The following is a 23,080-nucleotide window of genomic DNA, read 5'->3' on the forward strand; positions in this document are numbered from 1 at the left end:
GGCTGTCTAGGACAGCTTGCCATGGCACTGCTTGTATTTTTTGCCAGAACCACACGGACAAGCCTCATTTCGCCCGACCTTAGGTTGCTGACGCACGAATGTTGACGCCTCTTCAGTTTCTGGCTCAGACACGGACGCAGAGGCGTGCTGTAGCTCTAAGTCCCTCTGAGCGGCTTCTTGTTGTCGCCTTTCTAACTCATCGACTTCAGACTCTTCTTTAAGTTGCACTTTAGAAAGAACACTCACCACTTCCGCTTTCACGCGATCTAACATGGCAGTGAACATTTCAAACGCTTCGCGTTTATATTCCTGCTTTGGATTTTTTTGGGCATAGCCACGAAGACCGATGCCTTGCCTTAGATAGTCCATCTCCGCGAGATGCTCTTTCCACTGTGTATCAAGAGTCTGTAACATAATCACTTTCTCTAAATGTCTCAAAATTTCGGCGCCGTATTGTGCTTCCTTCTCTTTATAACCGTCTTCGACACTGTCAATAATACGATCACGCAGAGTATCTTCGTATAACTGTTTATCATCATTCAACCACTGCGAAACAGGCAGCTCCACTGCGAATTCATGACGAAGGTCTTCTTCAAGCTGCTCGATATTCCATTGCTCAGGCAAACTTTGCGGAGGAATAGTGCGATCTATAACCGATTCAACGACATCCTCACGCATTTCGTTAACGTTTTCCGAAACGTCTTCGGTGGACATAAGTTGATTACGCTCAGAATATACCAACTTACGTTGCTCATTAGACACGTCATCATACTCAAGCAACTGTTTTCGAATATCAAAATTATGGCCTTCTACTTTTCGTTGCGCGTTCTCAATAACCCTCGAAACAAGTCGACTCTCAATTGCCTCGCCCTCTTCCATGCCTACTTTTTGCATCATATTAGCAATCCGTTCAGACCCAAATATGCGCATTAGGCTGTCATCCATGGATAGGAAAAAGCGTGTTTCGCCCGGGTCTCCCTGACGCCCTGAGCGGCCGCGCAGCTGATTATCAATTCGTCGTGATTCATGTCGCTCTGTACCAATAACGTAGAGACCGCCTTTCTCAAGAACTTCAGTATGATCTTTTTCCCATTGCGTACGAATTTCGTCTTTCTGCCTCTCTGACTCTCCCTCCAATAATCTAATATCGAGATTGCCGCCAAGAACAATATCTGTACCACGACCAGCCATGTTAGTTGCTATCGTAACTGACCCCGGAGCCCCAGCCTTGGCTATAACCTGAGCCTCCCTTTCATGTTGCTTCGCATTCAAAACGTCGTGGGCGATTTTTTGACGCTTAAATTCCTTAGAAAGTAGCTCTGAGTCTTCGATAGATGCCGTGCCTAGCAATACAGGCTGCCCATTTTCATGGCGCTCTCGAACATCATCAACGATCGCATTAAATTTTTCTTGTCGTGTTCGAAAGATCACGTCAGCCTGATCGACTCTGATAGCATTCCGGTGGGTGGGTATGACCACAACCTCTAAGCTATAGATTTCCATGAACTCAACCGCTTCGGTATCTGCCGTACCGGTCATTCCAGATAATTTATTATACAGTCGGAAGTAGTTTTGGAAAGTGATGGAGGCCAGCGTCTGATTCTCTCGCTGTATAGTGACTTTTTCCTTCGCTTCGATAGCTTGATGCAAACCATCTGACCAACGACGCCCCGACATCATTCTTCCCGTGAACTCGTCGACGATTACAATTTCATTTTCTTGAACAACGTAATCAACGTCTCGTTGAAACAATTCATGTGCTCGTATGGCTGCGTACATATGATGCAACAAACTGATACTTCCTACATCATAGAGGCTGGCGTCTTTGGCCAACAAGCCGATACGTTCCATCAACTGCTCGGCTTTCACATGACCAGCTTCAGTGAGGTAAGCTTGCTTTGACTTTTCGTCAATCGTGTAATCTCCCTCACCGTCCTCTTCTAACTGCCGAGTCAACTGAGGCACGATCACATCAATCTTTGCGTAAACGTCCGCCGCTGTATCAGCGGGCCCTGAGATAATCAACGGTGTTCTGGCTTCATCGATAAGAATGGAATCCACCTCGTCGACAATAGCAAAGCTTAAATCCCTCTGTGCTTTTTGATCGTTCGAAAACGCCATGTTGTCGCGTAGATAGTCAAAGCCAAACTCATTATTTGTTCCGTAGACTATATCGCAGGCATAAGCTGCCTTTTTTTCCTCAGGGTCCTGCCCAGTGCCAATAACACCCACGGTTAATCCCATGAAGTTGTAGAGCTTAGCCATCCACTCTGCGTCGCGAGCCGCAAGGTAATCGTTCACGGTTACCACGTGGACACTTCCAGCAAGAGCATTTAAATAGGCAGCCAAGGTTGCCATTAAAGTTTTACCCTCACCGGTTCGCATCTCAGAGATACGACCGTCATTCAACACCATGCCACCGATCATTTGCACATCATAGTGCCGCATTCCCAATGTGCGCACCGATGCTTCTCGCACCACAGCGAACGCCTCATTCAAAATATCATCAAGCGACTCGCCCTCTTTTAAGCGATCACGAAATTCAGGCGTCTTAGCCTTGAGTTCATCATCACTAAGTGCTTTACATGATTCTTCCAACAAATTGATCTTTTTAACGCGCTTCGACATTTGTCGAACTAGACGATCATTGCGACTGCCAAATATTTTCTTTAACACAGTGTTAGGGCCTTATTTATATTCTATGTATGTGCTCAATTAGAGAACTATCGTGGTGATTTCAGGAAAAACAAGTAGCCTGACACGGCCTTTTGTTTAACGCACAAAATTAGTGGCCAAGTATAAGGGTTTATTAGCAATATCAAAACACGGTAAGCCGTAAAATAGCGACTCTTGAACGGGTAACTCGCCTAGCCCCCTATCCATGATAGCGTGACGTTACCTAACTGGCTTAGACTCATTAAAAAGGCCAAACCAAGTAGCTTCAGCCCACTAAGGTTATCCAAACGCTACTCGCCTTACCTTCTTTCTATGAATAGATCTATCCTTTCTTGTAAAGGTATCTTACGGGATTGATTCTTCGACCATCCTTAGACACTTCAAAATGCACATGAGGGCCAGTAGACAATCCGGTTGAACCAACCTCGCCAAGCGGCTGGCCCTTAAGAACCGTTTCTCCCACTTGAACTAAATTTTTTCGATTATGACTGTATAGAGTCGTGTAGTTATCACCATGATCAACCTCGACCATCCAACCATAGTTGCCGGACTTTTTAGATTTAGTGACAACTCCGTCTGCGACCGCAAGAACATGAGCCCCGAGCTTACCAGGAATATCAACCCCTCTATGAAATTGCTTTCTGCCCGAAATGGGGTGCATTCTCGAACCGAAGTTAGAAGACACCCACCCACCTTTTACCGGCCAGCCAGCAGGCGTTTGCTGAGATTTAAGGTTGTTACGCGAAAGCAAGAAATCAACAGCCGCTATCTCAGATTCTCGTTGGGATAACTCTTTTTCTATGGCAAGTATCGCATTTTCAATATCGATCTGCTCAGACGCTTGATTACCACTAGAAGCACCGCCAATGGCAGGCTCTTGGTCAAACTGAAAGTCATCGAGGGTGATGCCGGAGGCTTCAGCTATTCGCATTTCCACTGCATTGATTCGAGATACTTGAGCCTGCAAGCCTCCTATCCGACTTCCCAGCACATCCAAATGCTGCCGTACATAATTTCTTGTCTTACGCATCTCCTGTTCTTGCTCGGCAACACGAGTTTCAACAGCGATACGATATTCAGGATCGACAAAGGGATTTACAGCTCTATCAATACTGGATGCAATCGTATAGGTAGTTAGCCCCAAAATAATTGGAAGAGCCACAAACATCGCAAGCCCACCTAGCAGCAATTTGTGGCCAGCGAAACAAACCGCACTGTTCCTAGCCGTATTGTCTTTTACTAGTATAACTTTCAAAATACACCCATTATAGGTTACTGGTTTTAGTCAAATTTTTGGCTAAATCATGTTTAATAACTAGACTTCACCGAAATCACCACTTACTCAACGCCCGACATGACGAACAAAAAACGCATCACCGACAGCAATCGTATAAAGCTATCGACGATTGTCGAACGATTGCCAATGTACCGCTTTTTAGACGACGCGCATTCGTCGCTGTTAAAACTGCAACCTGTCTGGCAAGAGTGGTGCAATTCACACCTGCCCGCCATTACGGTTAGTTCGGCGCATCTTTCGAGTTTCGAAGGAGACACCATTGTCATAAGCGCGGATAACTCAAGTACAGCAGCTCTGATCAAACATCAGAAATCAAGCCTGCTTCTTGCGCTCCAAAAATTCTCTTTAAACAACACATCTAAAAACGTCAAAAACATCAAGGTCCGTATCGACCTCATATCGACCTCAGCCGCTGACGACATTTTGCAAAGAGCCACTTCATCGCCAGATGATGCCAGGCGCTTCGAACGACCAAACTCTTCGGCAATTGAGTCGGTTGAACGACTCAAATCTGACATCAAAAACCCTGAGCTGGCAGAAAGCTTAGGTAATCTGGCCGAAACACTAAAAAACTTAAAAAACGATTAACCGTCAAATACACATTCTAAAAACTGTTTTCAATTCTGATAAATAGCACGTCGCTCTAGACGCCTGCTACGCGCTCGCAAGATGCATAAATGAAATGGGTGCGTCAGCAGGGTCATCATAAGTAACAAGTTCCCAAGCATCTTCCTGAGCCATCAATGCTCGCAACAGCTGATTATTCAACGCGTGCCCAGATTTGTAGGCGCTAAACTCACCAATTAGTTGATGTCCCAATAGATATAAGTCTCCAATGGCATCAAGAATTTTATGCTTCACGAACTCATCTTCATAACGCAAACCATCATCGTTAAGGATTGAGTATGAATCCATAACAATGGCGTTATCATGACTTCCGCCCAGCGCTAGGCCAGCTTCTCTCAATGCCTCTACCTCGTGCATAAAACCAAATGTACGCGCACGACTGACTTCTTTCACAAAAGAGGTAGTAGAAAAATCAACCGTCGCCTGCTGTGGCGATTTAGCGAATATCGGATGATCAAAATTGATAGCAAATGAGACTTTAAACCCTTCAAACGGTTCAAACTTTGCCCATTTGTCTCCATCTTCTATTTTGACGGCCTTCTTAACACGAATAAATTTTTTGGGAGCGCTTTGCTCTACCACGCCAGCAGACTGCACTAAAAACACAAATGGGGCGGCACTCCCATCCATGATAGGCACTTCAGGGGAGGTAAGCTCAACGTAAATATTGTCAATACCAAGACCCGCCAAGGCAGACATCAAATGTTCGACAGTTGATACTGACACATCGCCTTCTTTTAATGCCGTAGAAAGACGAGTATCACCCACTCTATCGGGCGTCGCGGAAAGTTCTACAACAGGATCTAAGTCAACACGTCTGAACACTATTCCAGTATCTACGGGGGCCGGCCGAAGGGTAAGGTAGACCTTTTCGCCAGTGTGCAGCCCTACTCCGGTTGCTCGGATAACGTTTTTTAGAGTGCGTTGATGAATCATAGGCTATGTTCCGTCGTTCTTAATCTCTGACTGACGCACAACCTATATTTTGACCGTAAAAAAGGTCAATCAAAGTGAGACTGTCATGAGAGTGTAGAGTATTCGTGCATCAAGTTAAGTCACCATGTATAGGTGATTCAAACTTAAAATCAGACATAACACGTGCGTGCGCTCTGTCTACAGTTCGATACTCATTTAATAAGGTCGATTGTATTCTCTTGGGTTTATTGAGTTGCCAAAAAGGTGGGGGAAGGTTCACGACCTTCCTTAAGAAACTAAATCGACTTGGCTGCATCTTATTCTTTTTGTTATTGCAAACCAAATGCGAAAAAATTCTCCCTACCCGGTTAATTTTCTCAACTTTTGTCTTTCTTATGTTGATATATGACGTATTCATCACACTCAACACGCTGTCATTGAAGTGTTTTAGTACACTTTTAATGGGCACAGCACAAAACCATTGGCGAATCCTACACGAAACGGGAGTAATTGTGTAGGCTTCAGCCAATGGTTTGTTGATTGACATTGTGACTATCAAGAGCAAAATCGTTCAATTGACATTGTTTTTCATTCAAACAATGCCGTTTAAACCAACAATTTAGTTAGTCTGCTTGCCGGCGTAAAAACGTTGGCACATCAATATCAGACGCTGATTCGGCATCAAACATAGGCAATGTGTCGGCACTTGCACCGCGTCGCCCAGGCATAAGGCCGCCATCAGCTGATGATGATTTATTATCGTGCGGCCTATCAATCGGCTCTTCCTCACCATAACTACTTCCGACCGCTCGCCCCATTGGCTGCACCACCTCCATCTTCGGCTGAGCTTGAGCGGCGCCTTCCATAATTCCTGTGGCCACCATTGTTACTCTGAGCTCATCCTGCATTGCCGGATCGATAGACGTGCCTATCACGACTGTTGCGTCTTCGGAAGCCATGTCTCTAATCATTCCGCCTACTTCACCAAATTCTCCAATTGAGAGGTCTGGGCCCGCAGTCACGTTCACCAAAATGCCTTTGGCTCCACGAATGTTGGTATCTTCAAGCAAAGGGCTACTGAGTGCATTATGTGCAGCCTCAGACGCTCTATTTACACCAGTTGCAGAAGATGAGCCCATCATTGCTTGCCCCATCTCCGACATAACGGTCTTAACGTCGGCAAAGTCTACGTTGATCAAACCAGGACTGGTAATCAACTCTGAAATACCTTGCACTGCATTACGCAACACATCGTTTGCCATGGCAAACGCATTTTCCAAAGAAGCGTCTTTTCCCATTACCTCTAACAACTTTTCATTAGGGATGGTGATCAAAGAATCCACAGACTCTTTCAGAAGCTTTAATCCTTGATCCGCTAACTTCGACCTACGAGCCCCTTCAAAACTGAACGGTCTTGTCACAACCGCCACGGTCAATGCGCCAATATCTCTCGCTATTTCAGCGATTATTGGTGCAGCGCCAGTGCCGGTACCACCCCCCATGCCTGCGGTGATAAATACCATGTCGCTTCCCGCTAGCGCTTCCGCAATTCGCTCTCGGTCTTCTATCGCTGCTTGGCGTCCAACATCTGGATCTGCACCCGCGCCTAATCCTTTGGTGAGACTTGCGCCTAATTGCAGGATAGTTGAGCAATCCGATCCTTGAAGCGCCTGCACATCGGTGTTTGCATTGATAAACTCAACGCCTTCAATATTGGATTCCTGCATGTAATTGACAGCGTTGCCACCGCCTCCGCCGATTCCGACGACTTTGATGACCGCTTGCTGGTCAACCGTATCTAATAATTCAAACATTTATATTTCTCCCGTTATTTAAAAATTACCTTGAAACCATTGCTTAAGGCGTTGCCAAAAAGCAGCGGTTCTAGATTCTGTAGTACCTGTTTTCTTTGATGTGGATTGGTTGGCGTGCCCGAACTGCACCAATCCAACCCCCGTTGAATAAATTGGATTTTTTACCACTTCACTCAAACCGCCTAAGTACTTAGGCATTCCTAAGCGCACCGGTCGGTGGAATATTTCTTCAGCCAGCTCAATCATCCCTTCCATTTTTGAACTTCCTCCGGTCAATACAATCCCAGACCGAATTATGGCTTCGTATCCATTACGGCGAAGATCCAATTTCACCAGATCAAATAACTCTTCAACTCGCATTTCCACTACTTCAGCTAACGTTTGCTTAGACAGTTTGCGAGAAGGTCGATCACCCACAGATTGCACGTCAATACTTTCGTCTGTTGGGGCTAGTTGGCGAAGCGCATACGCGTATTTCTTCTTAATCTCTTCCGCCGAAGGCGTCGGTGTTTGTAACGCCACCGCAATATCATTCGTGATCTGATCTCCAGCCACGGGTATGACCGCGGTATGCCTTACAGCACCATCGGCGTACACCGCAATGTCGGTGGTTCCGCCACCAATATCGATAAGACAAACACCCAGTTCTTTTTCATCCTCAGTAAGAACGGATGCACAGGATGCCAACTGTTCCAATATGATGTCGTCAACCTCTAAACCGCACCGTCGAATGCATTTTTCTATATTTTTTGCAGAGCTAACCGCGGCTGTAACCATGTGTAAATTAGCTTCAAGTCGTATTCCGCACATACCCAATGGATGCCGAATGCCTTCTTGCCCATCGATGATGTACTCTTGCGGTAACACATGCAAAATGGATTGATCATTTGGCACAGCCACCGCTTTGGCTGACTCAATCACCCTATCAACGTCATTTTCATCAACTTCGCTGTCACGAACAGCAACCACGCCGTGTGAATTAAAGCTATTAATATGAGCGCCTGCTATACCAGCGTAAACTGAATATATTTGGCAACCGGCCATCAATTCAGCCTCTTCGACGGCCTTTTGAATTGCAACAACCGTCTCTTCAATGTTGGCGACAACACCTTTACGCATGCCCGTCGCTGGGTGGTGGCCGTACCCAATAATTTCCACGTCCCCATCCACGTTAGTCTCACCAACGATAGCGAGGACCTTCGAAGTGCCTATATCAAGCCCAACAATTAACCTTGAATCTTCTTTTTTACTCATGCTTGCTGTCCTCCTCTAACTGCACCACACTCAAACTGGTGATTGCTAAAACAGCCTCTATTCGAAACGCCTAGGATCTCAACCGTGCTAGAGGCTTCCGCCTCTCGTTGATCTACGGCTAAGCCATCAGGGTAACGTGCATCCACACGTAAGAGAGAAACACCCCTGCCTTTAAATTGCCGATCAAATAGCACCAGAAAACGATCTAATCGTTGGACTATATTTTCACGCCCTAACAGCAATTCAAACGTGCTACCTTTCGTATCCAGTGCTAATTCCATGGACCATGCCTGACTTGCACTGAGCGTTATAGAGCGAATTTCGAGACCGCTCATCGCCAACCTTTTTTGCCATTGAACAGCCTTCAACAACATCTGCCCAGCGTCATGATCAGGCCCATTGAGAACCAACGGGCTTCGTAAATCCAGCGGTTCATCAATAGTGATGACGCTTCCCGCCAAACTTACCCACTTTTCAGTGCCTGACTTATTGCTCGTTGTCTCGCCCACAGTCTGCCACTTCATGACCGGCCTGTGCTCTTTTAGACTTATCAATAGCGTATCAGGCCATTCACGCCTCACGTCTGCGCTACGCACCCAATCAATTGCTTCGACTTGTTTCTTGATCTTGTCAAGTTCGACTGAAAAGTAGTTTCCCATTTTTTCTTTTTGAACAACCGTCTGCACTTCCTCCGGCGTCAAGTTAACAAACGCACCCTTAAACTTGATCTGCTCAATTTTAAAAGCATCTGGCCGATACAGATTATCCGCGATAAGCAATATTACGGTGCTAAAGGTCATGATCGTTGCTGTCGCCAGCAACATCGCCTTGGCTAGACGCAGGACCTTTTGTACCTGCACCTGTCTTTCTTGATTAGCAAGGGCCCTCGACTTAGACATCACCCCTCCTCTGCTCCAGCGTTTCTTGCAAAATTGACAACACCAAGTCGTCAAAGCTAATGCCTTTAGCCTTGGCTGCCATCGGGACCAAACTCTGGCCCGTCATTCCCGGCACTGTATTTACTTCTAATAACAAAGGCTCATTATTTTCCGTCAGCATGACATCCACGCGGCCCCACACATGACAATCGAGCGCATCAAAGGCGGCAAGAGCAAGGCTACGCACCTTGTTCTCTAATTCATCATCTAAGCCCGCCGGACAAAAATACTGCGTGTCATCAGACTCGTACTTAGCTTCATAATCATAGAACTCGTTGCTAGTTTTCATGCGGATGACAGGTAACGCTTCACCCATAAGAATGCTACACGTTAACTCGTCTCCGCCAATAAACTGCTCCGCCAAAACATCGTCTCCAACGCTCGCGGTTAGACGATAGGCTTCAAGAAGATCTTCCTCGGCAACGACTTTACCAATACCAACACTGGAACCTTCTCGCGCAGGTTTCAAAAACAGAGGTAAACCAAGCTCATCGATCACCCCATTTAGATCTGATTCGCTCCTTAATACGCGGTACTTAGCAGTCGGCAATCCCAAGGCTTGCCAAACCTGCTTAGTTCTAACTTTGTCCATCGCTAACGCACACCCTAACACTCCACTTCCTGTGTAAGGCATGCCGATGGCTTCTAATGCGCCCTGCACCACGCCGTCCTCACCCCAGCGCCCATGCAATGCAACAAAAACTCGATCAAAGCCTAGTTGTTTAATCGACTCAATGTTATCGGAATTCACGTCGTACCGGTGCGCATCGACTCCTTTGTTCAGTAATGCTTGGAGTATCGCTTCGCCGCTTCGTAAAGATACTTCTCGCTCGGCCGAAATCCCTCCCATCAATACCGCAACCTTGCCAAATCTCGAATGCTGAATGCTCATGACTGTTTGCCCACATAAGAATCGAAGAGTGACCGCGAGGCCTTACCGATGCTTCCTGCTCCCATGGTCAAGATCACATCTCCAGTACGGACAATCGGGCGAAGGATTTTATCGAGGTCATCAACATTTGGAACAAATATAGGGTTACTCTCCCCTCTAACTCGGATTGCCTGACACAAAGACTTTCCCGTCGCCTTAGAAATCGGCTCCTCACCCGCTGGATACACCTCACAAATCAATAGATCTTTCTGGTCGGTTAACGCGGCGACAAAATCATCAAATAGGTCGTTTGTTCTGCTGTAACGGTGTGGTTGGAAGACCGCAATTAGGCGCCGATCAGGCCAACAAGCCCTCGCCGCGCTTAATGTTGCGTTCAGTTCAACGGGATGATGAGCGTAATCATCAACCATCACCACTTTCTTACCAGCAATCTCAGCTTCACCAAATATCTGAAAACGCCTACCGACACCCTGAAACTCCTTAAGCCCACGTTGAATTGCATCGTCGTTTACGCCCAAGTGGCTGGCTATTGCGACAGCGGCTGTCGCATTTAATGCATTATGAACACCCGGTATCGCCAAATCGATTTCAAGCTCTCTTTCGCCTGGCCCCCGAGTAATTTTAAAGTTCATCCGAGACTCAGTTTGAACGAGGTCGTGTGCCCTAAAATCAGCTCCCTCATCTTTACCGTAGGTCAAAACAGGTTTGTGTATACGGTCACGTATCGACCTAACGTTTGCGTCGTCTGAACACAAAACAGCCAGCCCATAAAACGGAAGGTTCTGCAAAAAGGTAACAAATGTTTTCTTAAGTTCTTCAAGCTCTCCGTGATAGGTGACCATATGGTCTTCATCTATGTTGGTAACCACCGCCATTTGAGGTTTGAGATTTAGAAAAGATGCGTCGCTTTCGTCTGCCTCAGCAACCAGATAATCACCCTTGCCCAACTTGGCATTTACACCGGCACTATTAATCAGCCCACCCACCACAAACGTCGGATCCATACCTGCGGCAACGAGAATTGCCGCAACCAAACTGGTGGTAGTGGTTTTGCCATGCGTTCCAGCGACGGCGATACCTTGTTGAAATCGCATCAACTCGCCAAGCATCTCGGCGCGCGGAATAACGGGAATCCCGGCACTGATAGCACCGCTAATTTCGGGGTTAGTTGCGTCAATTGCAGATGAAACAACCACCACATCCGAGTCGGCGATATTACTCGCATCGTGACCTATCGTTACCGTCGCTCCTGCGCGACGCAACCTATCCACCACAGGGCCTTCTGAAATGTCGGAGCCGCTCACGGAGTAGTTCAAGTTAACCAACACTTCAGCGATGCCAGACATGCCACTGCCCCCAATTCCAACAAAATGGATGTTTTTAACTCGATTACGCATCCAACACCTCCTTGATCGCCAGCGTCGTTGCTTCTGTTGCATTAGGTTTATAAAGTGTTCGCGCGCACTCACCCATGCTCTGCAGTCGCTCACGCCCTGATGTGAGCCTCACTAGTGTGTCAACCATCTCAGAGGAGTCCAATTTATGATTTAGAACCATTTCACCTGCACCGACGTCTACCATGGCCATGGCGTTGTGTATTTGATGATCACCAGCTGAAAATGGAAATGGAATCAACAAAGCGGGTTTCCCCACAGCACAACATTCAGCGATCGTCATTGCTCCAGCCCTGCAGACCAACAAGTCAGACCATTGATACGCAGCCGCCATGTCATCAATAAACTCAACAACTTTGGCGTCTATCTCATGGAGATCGTAAAGTGCTCTTACCTGCTTAGACTTTCCTCGACCCGCTTGATGCTTTATCTTTAGTTCTAACCCTAAGTCCGAAAACACCTTAGGTAACTTCATATTGAATGAATGAGCCCCTTGACTACCTCCAATAACCAGCACACGCAGGCGTTTCCGTTTGCCTTCTTCTCTGGAGGATATTTCGCTTCGAACAGGGTTCCCAACCCATCGCGCGTTTTTGGGCAGGTCCAGCACATCAGGGAAACCCGTTAATACGATTTTCGCCAATTTTGCCAACCACTTGTTTGTCAGACCAGCGACCGAGTTTTGTTCGTGAATAATCAACGGCGTTCTAAAAACATAGCTCATCAAACCACCTGGGCCGGAAACAAACCCGCCAAACCCAATCACACAATCTGGTTGAATACTTCGCATCACGCTTGCCGACTGCCAAAGAGCACGCACCAGCTTGAATGGCGCCAAGACCAACTCAGCCCCTCCTTTACCGCGCAGGCCCTCGACACTGATGAACTCAATATCAAATCCGTTCTCAGGAACCACCGTCGCTTCTAACCCCCGGCGTGTTCCTAACCAAGTGATCTTTGCGCCCTGCGCAGCCAACATTTTCGCAACCGCAAGAGCTGGAAATACGTGACCGCCAGTTCCTCCAGCCATCACCAATATATGCTTACCATTCAAGCTCATGAATGAACCCTCTTTTGAGCTGAGTCAGCTTCACGAATACGAGTCTGGCGATCAACGCCAAACAACAACCCCATTGCGACGCAACAGACCAACATAGAGCTTCCACCGTAACTAATAAAAGGCAACGTAAGGCCTTTTGTTGGTAGCGCGCCAAGATTAACGCCAATGTTTATGACCGCCTGAAACACCAATAAAAACCCGATCCCCTGAGCCAATCTCGCGGCATAGATCCGGCCTATTAACTCTGCCGCTCGAGAAATGACCAGCGCACGATGCAGAAGCAATGCGTACAGCAGCACAACGACAATCACCCCTACAAGCCCCAATTCTTCTCCTATAACGGCAAGAATAAAGTCGTTATGTGCATGAGGTAGGTAGTACAGTTTTTGAATACTCGCACCAAGTCCAACACCAAAAATTTCTCCGCGACCAATTGCAATCAGTGCCTGTGTCAATTGAAAGCCTGAGCCAAATGGGTCCGACCATGGATCCATGAAGGCCGTCCATCGTTTCATTCGATAAGGTGAATTCACTACCATCAAGAACATTGCTACACTAACCACACCTAAACACATCGCCGTATGGAGCACTCTTATTCCACCCAAAAACATCATCAAGCCTATGGTTGCGGTAATAACAACAAAGCTTCCAAAGTCCGGCTGTGACAAAAGTAATCCACCTATTACCGCCAGCACCAATCCTAAATTAACGATACCTTTAGAAAACTTTTTAATTTCGGCTTGTCTTCGGGTCAAATAACTGGCCGCATACAAGACCATGGCCAACTTTGCCACCTCAGCAGGTTGCAACCTAAACCCTGACAACACGATCCAACGTCTAGAGCCGTTTACTTCGATACCCCATTGGAGTAAAACCAAAAGCAAGATAATCGCAACCCCTAAAAAAGGCATGCTTAGCTTTTGCCAAACCCAAACAGGAATGAGCGCAATCAATACGGTAAGACTTAGCCCAACGCACATGTGTATTAGTTGCTTCCAAAACTTATCGGTGTGAGTGCTCAATTCCTGATCACCCATGGCGATAGTCGATGAAAACACCATCACTAGACCAATCAACATCAACGCAACAAACACACCCAATAAAGCGGAGTCCACGCCAGCGGATGTAATCTGATTGTTATTACGGGTTGCTTGCAACGCGACCGAGCTCATACTTCGACCTCCGCCTTTCCATTCACAAGAGACAAAACGGCGTCGACAAAAGACTGCCCTCTGTGCTCAAAATCTCGAAACATGTCAAAGCTAGCACACGCTGGAGAAAGCAACACAACATCACCGTCGCGTGCCTTTTTGTAGGCCAATTCACATGCCTCTTTCATCGTTGCAACGTGTGAAATAGGGGCTAACTCAGCGATCGAATCAGCAATGGCTTTCGCATCCGAGCCAAATAGAATAGCCATTTTCATTGAAGGCCCAACTGCTTCTTTTAACTCATCAAAGTCAGCGCCCTTGCCTTCTCCACCGGCTATCCAGATCAGATTTCCCTCTAAGCTCTGCAACGCAGTTTTGGTGGCCCCTACATTGGTTGCTTTTGAATCGTTAACCCAAGTGATGCCGGACGCTTTGATAACCGTCTGCATTCTATGAGGAAGCCCACCAAAGGATTTAATGGCCTCAATTACGCGGCCTTGAGGCAACTTCAAAAAGTCAGTCAACGCCAGTGCGCTCAACACATTCAACACATTGTGCATGCCAGTCAGTGGAACATCACGCAGCTTCATTATCCGCTCACGACCCTGCATCAACCATCGTCCTGATTTTTCCCTGACTACGCCATACTCCGAACCATTGAGAGGCTGATCTAAGCCAAAGCTAAGCACGTCATTGGCATTCGTAATTTGCTCTAGACGCTCATCATGTCTCGGTAATATGGCGCGATTAGCCCCGCGCAAAATCTTCGCCTTAGCTAAAACGTAGTCGCCCATGGAGTCATAGCGATCCATGTGATCTTCACTAATATTGAGTATCGCTGCCGACTCAGCGGGCACGCTCCTAGTGGTTTCTAACTGGAAGCTTGATAATTCAAGAACAGCCAAATTATAGTTTTCTTGATCAGTGATCGCATCCAAGACCGGTTTACCGATATTTCCTGCAACAAGGGGTGTCATGCCCGCAGCACGGCATATTTCGCCAACCAGACTGGTTACGGTGCTTTTCCCGTTGGATCCTGTAATGGCAATCAATGGAGCTTGATTAACTTTCAAGAAAATTTCAACATCACCAATGATAACCGCACCATTGTATTTCGCAGCTAAAAGCGCTGGGGCGCGCAAACTCACGCCAGGACTCACGACCAAAAGATCAGCGCCCAGTACCGCCTCGCAGTTCAGGTCGCCATAATAAGATTTTACTTGCGGATAATCCGCACGCAGGTTCGCCGCCATACTCGGCTCTGAGCGAGTATCAACCACATTGACAGACCGCCCCTGAGAACTGAAATACCTAACGACGCTATAGCCGGTGACGCCAAGGCCAACCACCGTCACGTTACTAAAACGCGATAGGTCAGTTTGGTTAAATTGAATTGGAGCTATTAGTGACATGGGGTCTAACGAACCTTCAACGTGGCCAAACCAATTAACACTAACACCAAACTGATAATCCAAAACCGAACTATCACCCTAGGCTCTGGCCACCCTTTGAGTTCAAAGTGATGATGAATAGGGGCCATTCGAAAAATACGCTTTCCAGTCAACTTAAACGAAGCGACCTGTAAGATCACGGACACTGTTTCTAAAACAAAGATACCGCCCATAATAAACAGCACTAGTTCTTGCCTAACAATGACCGCGACAACGCCCAATGAGGCACCCAGCGAAAGAGAACCAATATCTCCCATAAAAACTTGAGCGGGGTAAGTGTTAAACCACAAAAATCCAAGTCCAGCGCCGACCAATGCCGCGCAGAAAATTGTAACTTCTCCAGTACCAGGAATAGCTGGTATTGCCAAGTATTGAGAAAACACCGCATGCCCTGACAAATAACAAAACACGCCTAGAGCACCAGCAACCATTGCCGTAGGAACAATGGCCAAGCCATCCAACCCATCCGTAAGGTTTACAGCATTGCTCGTACCCACAATGACAAAGTACGTTAATGGCAAAAAGAGAATACCTAACGGCAGCGCCACATCCTTGAAAAACGGTATGATGAGCGAAGTCTCAATAGGCAATTCAGCGGTGTGATATAGAAATGCTGCAGCCAATGCGGCGACTATGCTCTGACTCAAGAACTTATTTCTGGATCCCATTCCACGTGGATCCTTATTTATCAGTTTCTGGTAGTCGTCATACCAGCCAATTACCCCAAAAAAGAAGCAAGTAAACAACGTCACCTGCACGAACCGATTAGCCAAATCAGCCCACAGCAGTGTCGACATGATCACGGAGGACAGTATCAGCAACCCACCCATCGTAGGTGTACCGACCTTATCAAAGTGCGTCGGCGGGCCATCCTGCCTAACCGTCTGCCCTATTTGATGAAATTGAAGTTTACGAATCATCATTGGGCCAATCAGCAACGACACCGAAAATGCCGTCAAGACCGACAAAATTGACCTTAAAGTGAGATACTGAAACACATTAAAGAATGAAAACTGTTCAGACAGCGCATTGAAAAGTGAAAACAGCATTAACCTTGCCCCTGTGCGATTATTTCGCCACCCTTAGATTTTTCTTGTAAATCGCCATAAGACACTTTGAGCGCTTCAACCACATTTTCCATTTTCGCAGAACGTGATCCTTTCACTAGCACGGCCGAAGCACATATTTTTTCCCGCTGAAGGTATTCCAACAGTTCAGATTGCTCAGCAAATGCCACGCCATTGCCGTGATACTGGCTTATGACGGAGTCAGCGTAGTCACCACAAGCCAAAAGCGTATCCACACCATGCGCGTGTGCGAACTCACCCAAACTCACATGTTCCTTTTGCGCGGAATTGCCCAACTCGGCCATATCGCCAACGATGAGTACATTTCCGTCATATTCAGACAGAACTCTGATCGCAGCGTGCATTGAAGCAGGGTTCGCATTATACGTGTCATCAAACAACACAAACCCAGCAAGCATGATAGGGTTAAGGCGCCCTTTAACCGGCTGATAATTCTCGAACCCCTTCACAATAACCTCTAGCGGCACCTTAGCGGCCAGCGCCGTCGCTATTGCCGCCAGTGCGTTAGAGACGTTGTGTTCACCCACGCTATTCAATCTGATCTTAGCCTTTTTCCCTTTGGCGCTTACCTTGAGGATCAACTGCCCTGCGACTTTCTTATAGGTCGCGGTCACGTCTGCTTTCTTTTTCAAGCCAAACGTGATGGTTTTTTTGTCAACAACCAGATCACTCCAAAGATCGGCAAAAGGGTCATCAGCGTTAATGACTGCCACACCGTCATTGGCCATGCCCGAGAATATCTCACCTTTGGCATTGGCAACCGCCTCGATCGTACCGAGCCCTTCCAGATGTGCGGCGGCGGCGTTATTCACAATAGCAACCGTGGGGCGCGCAATCGCACTCAATCGTTCAATTTCTCCAGCCTGATTCATCCCCATTTCAACAACCGCGTATTGATCCTCTGGAGTAAGCCTCATCAAAGTCAGGGGAACGCCTATCTCATTATTTAGATTGCCGTGAGTCACCACCCCCTGTCCGATTTCGGCAGTTATCGCGCCGAGCATTTCCTTAACGGTGGTTTTTCCAACGCTGCCGGTTACCGCAAGAACAGGTATTGGAAATTGTAGGCGCCACCAGGCAGCCAAGTCTTTTAAGGCTTTATGAGTATCTTTGACTTTTATCATCGGCAATGAGCTGCTAACCTCGCGCTCTACCATAAGAGCCAATGCCCCGGCTTCTGCTGCCTGCTCGACAAAGTCATGAGCATCGAAGTTGTCACCTTTAAGGGCAACAAATAATCTACCTTCGCAATCAGCTCGGGTATTGATTGCAATATTACTGACGATTGAGTCACTTCCAATCAACTCGCCTTGAACTGCATTACACACTTGAAACAACGACATCATGACAAAACCCCTTTTGAAAGTTCTTCATTTGTGAGCTTCAGACATCGCTGCACTTGTTGACGATCTGAGAACGCCACAACATCCGCTCCTATGGTCTGTGTAGTTTCATGTCCCTTACCAGCCACCAGTACCCAGTCATTTTCCTTAGCATTACCAATTGAATAGTTTATGGCATCAGCACGATCCAGAATCACATCATAGCCCTCGCCCGACATCCCCGATGCGATATCCATGGCAATTCGAGATGGGTCTTCTGTGCGGGGGTTATCGTTCGTGATAATGGCATAATCAGCGTACTTTTCGGCCAGTCGCCCCATCTGTGACCGCTTGCCAGAATCTCTATCTCCGCCACACCCAAATACGCACCACAACTTTCCTGAGCAATGTTCGTCTATCGACATTAACGCTTTTTCAAGGGCATCTGGGGTGTGCGCATAATCGACCACAACGCGTGCAAAACCGCGATTCGTATAAAGCTCCATTCTTCCAGGTGCCGGATTCAATTCGGCAAGAATTCGTTGAATCTCGGCTACGTCAGTACTTAGTGCTAAGAGAGTCGCTACTAACATTTCTATATTGGGAACGTTCACCTGCCCAACCAGCGGCGTTTGTATCTCGAATTCGACACCACTGCCTTCGATCACCAACTCAATACCGCTCTCCTTCAATTCGACATCCTCTGCATAGACGTCGCCACCACTACCATACTGAACAATAAAGTCAGAGTTTGCGACATCAACCAGCCGCGCTCCTAAGTCATCCGCAGCATTCGCGATGGTCAACTCACTATGGAAATCAGTAAACAATCGCTGCTTTGCTAGACCGTAACCAGCCATATCACCATGATAATCCAGGTGATCGCGGCTCAAGTTTGTAAACAGACAACAAAAAAACTGAACACCATTGACTCGACCTTGATCAAGAGCGTGTGAAGACACTTCCATACAGACTTGCGTCATTCCCGCATCTCTAAACTGCGCAAGCGCCTGCTGCACCGCTATTGGGTCTGGTGTCGTCAGTCCGGAGCTACTCAAACTATCTAAGGGACCAACTCCGATAGTACCAATCATGGCAGCATTCATTCCTAACTTGGTCAATGCTTGCACCAAAAGATAACAACAGGTTGTTTTACCGTTCGTTCCGGTCACGCCGAATACTTGTAACTCTTGAGACGGTTCTTTGTAAAAGATATTTGCTGCGTGCCCAACCATCTCATTCAAGCCAGTCACTGGGAAATGAGGGATGCTTAGGCCCTCAACACTCTTTGCGTCGTCAGCCTCATACACAATCGCTAACGCTCCCGCTTTTTCGGCAGCCAACATATAGTCACGGCCATCACTAGCGTGCCCCTTGCAGGCAAAGAACACACTGCCCTCAGACGCCTTTCTACTATCAAGGGTAATTGAGCTCACCTTTTCAAGCGAAGCAGATTCGATTCCAAATACATTCAGTAGCTCTTTCAGGGTCATGCTGTACATCAAACACCCTCCACTCTGTCTTCGGAACTGGCTGTTTGGGCGCGTTTTATCATCAGCTCAATAGGTTTTTGCTGCTGTTCAACGCTGCGCTTGTTGCCTATATCATCTGGTGCAACGTGCAGATATCTTAATGCTCCAGCCATCACTTCAGAAAACACCGGAGCTGCCACCAGGCCACCGTAATAATCTATGCCTCTTGGATCATCGATCATGACAACCAGCACAACCTTGGGGTTTGAGATGGGTGCAAATCCAGCAAACAGAGACATGTATGCATCATCTTGATACGCACCATTAATAACTTTATGCGCTGTGCCCGTCTTTCCCCCTACTCGGTATTGGTCAACACGAGCTTTAGGGGCCGTACCTTGGTCACTCACCGCTAGCTCAAGCATTTTCGCCACCTCTTCGGTGGTTGCCTTGGAAAACACACGCTCACCCTTCGGCTTTTCTTTCACCGGATGCAAGCTGACCGGCAGTAGAACTCCGTCATTAGCCAGCGCCAAGTAAGCCCTAGCTAATTGAAGAGTGTTGACTGAGAGCCCGTAGCCATAAGACATGGTCGCATGCTCTATTGGCCTCCATGATTTACGGTTAGCCAAAATACCTCTCTGCTCTCCTTTTAAAGTGAGTTTGTTTTTCTGGCCAAACCCCAAATCAACGTAGGTTTTATACAAATCTCTCGGCTTCATCATCATGGCGATTTTCGCCGAACCGATATTACTGGACTTTTTAATCACTTCGCTGATGGTAATTTCACCCATCTTCTTAGTATCAGTAATTCTTGAGCCGCCAATGTACATACTGCCCTGCTCTGCGTCGACCAATGTATCTGGCTTTACAACACCCGCATCCATAGCCATGGCAACCGTGAAAGGCTTCATCGTCGATCCAGGCTCAAATGAATCTGTTATTGAGCGATTCTTAAAGCGGCTACTTTTAAATTCAGATCGATCGTTGGGATTAAAGTCAGGCATGCTCACCATGGCCAACACCTCCCCAGTCTCCGCGTCCAACGCAACTAAGGACGCTGTTTTAGCCTTGTGTTTTTTCACCGCGGCTTCAAGATGCCTGTGCGCGAGATATTGAATTCTCGCATCGATACTCACTGTCACGTCTGCCCCGTGCTGAACCCGACTAAGCTGCTCTACGTGCTCAACAACATGTCCTACACGATCTCGTAACACCTGGGTCCGCCCATTACGCCCCTTTAACGCACTATTAAATGCCAGCTCCAACCCCTCTTGGCCTTCATTATCGATGTTCGTAAAACCAACCACGTGCCCCATCACCTGAGCTGCAGGGTAGTAACGTTTATACTCCCGGACACTGTTAATACCAGGAACATTCAACGCGAGTATTTTCTTAGCATCCTGTGGAGCTAAATGCCTCTTAATGTAAACAAACTCGCGAGCCTTTCTACGCTCTGCCAGCGTCATTAACTTATCCCGAGTGATACCCAACAGAGACGTAAGCTGCTTATATGAATATTCATCTTTTTGCTCAAGAATCTTGGACGGATTCATCCAAATTGAGTCAACCGGCGTACTAATCGCGAGCGGCTGCCCATTACGATCACGAATCATCCCGCGTGTGGGCGGCTCATTCTGAACACGCAAATAGCGGGCATTACCCTGCGATTGCAAATAATCTCGATCCACGACCTGCAAATATCCGGCACGCCCAATAAGGCCTACAAACATTGCTCCAAAAATAAAGCCAACTACTTTATATCGCCAAGTTGAAACGGGAACGATCATTTCAGCGACTTGATTTGATGCTGATTCGTTTTGCACAATTGAGTTAGCGCGAGACATATTTATCCTCACGCCCAGCTTTACTGAGATCCACAAATTCCACGTCACCTTTTTTGGGTGCACGCATGGAAAGACGCTCACGCGCATCACGCTCTATCACGTTCGGCGACGACCACAACTCCTGAGCGATCAGCAGCCGCCCCCACTCATCATTCAGATCGTCACGACGAACTTCTTCCTCCTGAAACGCCAAGTACGCAATACGATGTTGATGACGAGCGTTAACAACAAATAGAGCACTGACAACAACGCTCGCGACAAGAAACCAAAATAAACTATCTCTCATAGTCGCCCTCCAAACTGGAAAAGGGTATGTCGGTTCTCTCAGCAATTCGTAAAACTGAACTTCGCGACCTAGGGTTCTCGATCACTTCGGTCTTACTAGGCTTTATCGCTCTCCCTATCGCTTTCAATGGGGTGAGATAATGTTGGTCAGTCACCGGAATCCGGCGCGGAGGCAAATTAGGCGTTGAGTGCTTACGAATAAACCGCTTAACAATTCGATCCTCCAATGAATGAAAGCTAATAACCGCCAATCGCCCTCCACTATTTAGCAACCGCATTGCTTGCGGCAACACTTGGGAAACTTCAACCAACTCCTGATTAATATGCAGTCGAATGGCCTGAAAGGTTCGAGTAGCTGGATGCTTGTGTTTATCCTTCTTTGGCGTCGCTTCGGCAACAATAGACGCCAACTGCAATGTACTTGTGATTTCCACTTCTTCGCGTGTCTCGACGATAGCCCTAGCAATTCTTCGGGCAAACTTCTCCTCACCCAGATCAAACAGCACTTGAACCAGCTCTTTCTCTTCCACACGAGCAAGCCATTGCGCCGCAGACTCACCCTGACTCACGTCCATACGCATATCCAAGGCGCCGTCCCTCATAAAGCTGAATCCCCGCTCAGCCTGATCCAATTGCGGAGATGAGACACCGAGGTCCATCAATATACCGTCTACTCGATCGACTGACTCCATGGCATCAATCACACTTTCGATTCGACTAAATGAGCTGTGCACAATACTGACTCTCGAATCCTCAGAAAATCGCTCTCGCCCCAATTCAACCGCCTGAAGATCTCGATCAAAACAAATCAACCTTCCGTCGCTATCCAGGTGACGCAATATTTCAGACGCGTGCCCACCACGACCCAAGGTCGCATCGATATAGATTCCTTTGGGCTGAATATTCAACGCGTCGACCGCCTCTCTGAATAAGACAGGTACATGCAACTCTTTAGTGGTCACGAAATCTCCTAAAAAGCGAGAGAAGCAAGCTCTTCAGGCAAATTAGCCTCGTCAAGCTCTACTTCATACATGGAATCCCGCTCAGCTACCCACTGAGCCTCATCCCATATTTCAAACTTATCGCCCTGCCCAACCAAGACCGCCTTTTTACCGATATTAGCGAATTCACGCAACGCAGACGGAAGCAGCACTCGACCACTCGAATCCATAGCAACGTCATCCGCGTGCCCGATCAGCATTCGTTTCAACTTCCGAATTTGCGGATTTAACGTAGGCAAAGAAACGAGCTTCGTTTCCACATCCACCCATGCATCCGCCGTGTAAAGCAACAAACATCGATCTGTAGCGCTAATCGTCACGACCAAAGCCGACTCTTCGGATGAACTCAAGGCGTGACGATGCTTTGTCGGTATCGAAACACGACCTTTTGCATCAACACTAATATGACTACTACCTCGAGACACGGCGCTCTAAACTCTTTGACACTTGTTGCTTCCATGGTAACGCGGGATTTCAAACGGTATTAACCACAAAATCCCACTATTACCCACATTTCGCCACTATCACTCAGCGACGGAATTGTGTCAAGCGTTAATGCTAAAGAAAACCTTTTTCTTTCAGTAAGTTAGCTCACT

The 23,080-nt window shown here is 47.3% G+C and carries 19 protein-coding genes; 1 reads left to right on the top strand and 18 read right to left on the bottom strand.

The genetic code is table 11. The annotated features are described in order from the left end of the window. Positions 1-6: 6 nt before the first annotated feature. Together secA and ABWW54_RS16075 are read right to left on the bottom strand one after the other, a co-directional pair. Positions 7-2,676 carry a preprotein translocase subunit SecA gene (gene secA, locus ABWW54_RS16070; RefSeq protein WP_353413703.1) on the bottom strand — a complete coding sequence of 890 codons (2,670 nt, stop codon included), beginning with the start codon at positions 2,674-2,676 and terminating at the stop codon, positions 7-9. Between the two features lie 322 nt (positions 2,677-2,998). Further along, on the bottom strand, positions 2,999-3,931 hold the full coding sequence (locus tag ABWW54_RS16075) for a M23 family metallopeptidase (protein ID WP_353413704.1): 933 nt from the start codon (positions 3,929-3,931) through the stop codon (positions 2,999-3,001). A 99-nt stretch (positions 3,932-4,030) separates the two neighbouring features. On the opposite strand from ABWW54_RS16075, the gene ABWW54_RS16080 reads away from it, so the two are divergent. Next, positions 4,031-4,561 carry a hypothetical protein gene (locus ABWW54_RS16080; protein ID WP_353413705.1) on the top strand — a complete coding sequence of 177 codons (531 nt, stop codon included), beginning with the start codon at positions 4,031-4,033 and terminating at the stop codon, positions 4,559-4,561. Positions 4,562-4,627: 66 nt separating this feature from the next. Here the strand turns inward: ABWW54_RS16080 and lpxC are convergent, their stop codons facing one another. From lpxC to mraZ, 16 genes are all read right to left on the bottom strand, one after another. After that, entirely contained in the window at positions 4,628-5,536 is a 909-nt protein-coding gene (lpxC, locus tag ABWW54_RS16085; RefSeq protein ID WP_353413707.1) for a UDP-3-O-acyl-N-acetylglucosamine deacetylase, read from the bottom strand. A gap of 602 nt (positions 5,537-6,138) precedes the next feature. Then, positions 6,139-7,329 (bottom strand): cell division protein FtsZ, encoded by a 1,191-nt coding sequence (gene ftsZ / locus ABWW54_RS16090; protein WP_353413708.1) that lies wholly within the window; start codon positions 7,327-7,329, stop codon positions 6,139-6,141. 18 nt (positions 7,330-7,347) lie between these two features. Beyond that, positions 7,348-8,583 (bottom strand): cell division protein FtsA, encoded by a 1,236-nt coding sequence (gene ftsA / locus ABWW54_RS16095; RefSeq protein WP_353413709.1) that lies wholly within the window; start codon positions 8,581-8,583, stop codon positions 7,348-7,350. Further along, on the bottom strand, positions 8,580-9,482 hold the full coding sequence (locus tag ABWW54_RS16100; RefSeq protein ID WP_353413710.1) for a cell division protein FtsQ/DivIB: 903 nt from the start codon (positions 9,480-9,482) through the stop codon (positions 8,580-8,582). Before ABWW54_RS16100 ends, ftsA begins: the two co-directional genes overlap by 4 nt. Next, complete coding sequence (locus ABWW54_RS16105; protein WP_353413711.1) at positions 9,475-10,413, bottom strand: D-alanine--D-alanine ligase; 939 nt, start codon at positions 10,411-10,413, stop codon at positions 9,475-9,477. The genes ABWW54_RS16100 and ABWW54_RS16105 overlap by 8 nt, the downstream gene beginning before the upstream one ends. Further along, positions 10,410-11,810, bottom strand: a complete 1,401-nt coding sequence (murC, locus tag ABWW54_RS16110) for a UDP-N-acetylmuramate--L-alanine ligase (protein ID WP_353413712.1) — start codon at positions 11,808-11,810, stop codon at positions 10,410-10,412. Before murC ends, ABWW54_RS16105 begins: the two co-directional genes overlap by 4 nt. Then, positions 11,803-12,867, bottom strand: coding sequence for an undecaprenyldiphospho-muramoylpentapeptide beta-N-acetylglucosaminyltransferase (murG, locus tag ABWW54_RS16115; protein ID WP_353413713.1), 1,065 nt, complete (start codon positions 12,865-12,867; stop codon positions 11,803-11,805). Before murG ends, murC begins: the two co-directional genes overlap by 8 nt. Then, on the bottom strand, positions 12,864-14,039 hold the full coding sequence (gene ftsW / locus ABWW54_RS16120) for a putative lipid II flippase FtsW (protein ID WP_353413714.1): 1,176 nt from the start codon (positions 14,037-14,039) through the stop codon (positions 12,864-12,866). The genes murG and ftsW overlap by 4 nt, the downstream gene beginning before the upstream one ends. After that, the gene (gene murD, locus ABWW54_RS16125) at positions 14,036-15,430 is read right to left on the bottom strand and encodes a UDP-N-acetylmuramoyl-L-alanine--D-glutamate ligase (protein ID WP_353413716.1); all 1,395 of its coding nucleotides are present in this window, start codon (positions 15,428-15,430) and stop codon (positions 14,036-14,038) included. The genes ftsW and murD overlap by 4 nt, the downstream gene beginning before the upstream one ends. A 5-nt stretch (positions 15,431-15,435) precedes the next feature. After that, positions 15,436-16,518, bottom strand: a complete 1,083-nt coding sequence (gene mraY / locus ABWW54_RS16130; protein ID WP_353413717.1) for a phospho-N-acetylmuramoyl-pentapeptide-transferase — start codon at positions 16,516-16,518, stop codon at positions 15,436-15,438. After that, positions 16,518-17,903 (bottom strand): UDP-N-acetylmuramoyl-tripeptide--D-alanyl-D-alanine ligase, encoded by a 1,386-nt coding sequence (locus ABWW54_RS16135; protein ID WP_353413719.1) that lies wholly within the window; start codon positions 17,901-17,903, stop codon positions 16,518-16,520. The genes mraY and ABWW54_RS16135 overlap by 1 nt, the downstream gene beginning before the upstream one ends. After that, positions 17,900-19,381 carry a UDP-N-acetylmuramoyl-L-alanyl-D-glutamate--2,6-diaminopimelate ligase gene (locus ABWW54_RS16140; RefSeq protein WP_353413720.1) on the bottom strand — a complete coding sequence of 494 codons (1,482 nt, stop codon included), beginning with the start codon at positions 19,379-19,381 and terminating at the stop codon, positions 17,900-17,902. The genes ABWW54_RS16135 and ABWW54_RS16140 overlap by 4 nt, the downstream gene beginning before the upstream one ends. After that, entirely contained in the window at positions 19,381-21,198 is a 1,818-nt protein-coding gene (locus tag ABWW54_RS16145) for a peptidoglycan D,D-transpeptidase FtsI family protein (protein ID WP_353413721.1), read from the bottom strand. The genes ABWW54_RS16140 and ABWW54_RS16145 overlap by 1 nt, the downstream gene beginning before the upstream one ends. Beyond that, entirely contained in the window at positions 21,185-21,484 is a 300-nt protein-coding gene (gene ftsL, locus ABWW54_RS16150) for a cell division protein FtsL (protein ID WP_353413722.1), read from the bottom strand. Before ftsL ends, ABWW54_RS16145 begins: the two co-directional genes overlap by 14 nt. Next, on the bottom strand, positions 21,474-22,445 hold the full coding sequence (gene rsmH / locus ABWW54_RS16155) for a 16S rRNA (cytosine(1402)-N(4))-methyltransferase RsmH (RefSeq protein ID WP_353413724.1): 972 nt from the start codon (positions 22,443-22,445) through the stop codon (positions 21,474-21,476). Before rsmH ends, ftsL begins: the two co-directional genes overlap by 11 nt. Before the next feature lie 8 nt (positions 22,446-22,453). Further along, complete coding sequence (gene mraZ, locus ABWW54_RS16160) at positions 22,454-22,909, bottom strand: division/cell wall cluster transcriptional repressor MraZ (protein WP_353413725.1); 456 nt, start codon at positions 22,907-22,909, stop codon at positions 22,454-22,456. Positions 22,910-23,080: the final 171 nt, after the last annotated feature.

The organism is Arenicella sp. 4NH20-0111 (assembly GCF_040366405.1).
GTDB lineage: Bacteria > Pseudomonadota > Gammaproteobacteria > Arenicellales > Arenicellaceae > Arenicella.

Excerpts from the sequence above, each read along its gene's own strand:
- ABWW54_RS16080 (WP_353413705.1), top strand. The coding sequence starts at position 4,031 with ATGACGAACAAAAAACGCATCACCGACAGCAATCGTATAAAGCTATCG.
- lpxC (WP_353413707.1), bottom strand. The coding sequence starts at position 5,536 with ATGATTCATCAACGCACTCTAAAAAACGTTATCCGAGCAACCGGAGTA.
- ftsZ (WP_353413708.1), bottom strand. The coding sequence starts at position 7,329 with ATGTTTGAATTATTAGATACGGTTGACCAGCAAGCGGTCATCAAAGTC.
- ftsA (WP_353413709.1), bottom strand. The coding sequence starts at position 8,583 with ATGAGTAAAAAAGAAGATTCAAGGTTAATTGTTGGGCTTGATATAGGC.
- ABWW54_RS16100 (WP_353413710.1), bottom strand. The coding sequence starts at position 9,482 with ATGTCTAAGTCGAGGGCCCTTGCTAATCAAGAAAGACAGGTGCAGGTA.
- ABWW54_RS16105 (WP_353413711.1), bottom strand. The coding sequence starts at position 10,413 with ATGAGCATTCAGCATTCGAGATTTGGCAAGGTTGCGGTATTGATGGGA.
- murC (WP_353413712.1), bottom strand. The coding sequence starts at position 11,810 with ATGCGTAATCGAGTTAAAAACATCCATTTTGTTGGAATTGGGGGCAGT.
- murG (WP_353413713.1), bottom strand. The coding sequence starts at position 12,867 with ATGAGCTTGAATGGTAAGCATATATTGGTGATGGCTGGAGGAACTGGC.
- ftsW (WP_353413714.1), bottom strand. The coding sequence starts at position 14,039 with ATGAGCTCGGTCGCGTTGCAAGCAACCCGTAATAACAATCAGATTACA.
- murD (WP_353413716.1), bottom strand. The coding sequence starts at position 15,430 with ATGTCACTAATAGCTCCAATTCAATTTAACCAAACTGACCTATCGCGT.
- mraY (WP_353413717.1), bottom strand. The coding sequence starts at position 16,518 with ATGCTGTTTTCACTTTTCAATGCGCTGTCTGAACAGTTTTCATTCTTT.
- ABWW54_RS16135 (WP_353413719.1), bottom strand. The coding sequence starts at position 17,903 with ATGATGTCGTTGTTTCAAGTGTGTAATGCAGTTCAAGGCGAGTTGATT.
- ABWW54_RS16140 (WP_353413720.1), bottom strand. The coding sequence starts at position 19,381 with ATGTACAGCATGACCCTGAAAGAGCTACTGAATGTATTTGGAATCGAA.
- ABWW54_RS16145 (WP_353413721.1), bottom strand. The coding sequence starts at position 21,198 with ATGTCTCGCGCTAACTCAATTGTGCAAAACGAATCAGCATCAAATCAA.
- ftsL (WP_353413722.1), bottom strand. The coding sequence starts at position 21,484 with ATGAGAGATAGTTTATTTTGGTTTCTTGTCGCGAGCGTTGTTGTCAGT.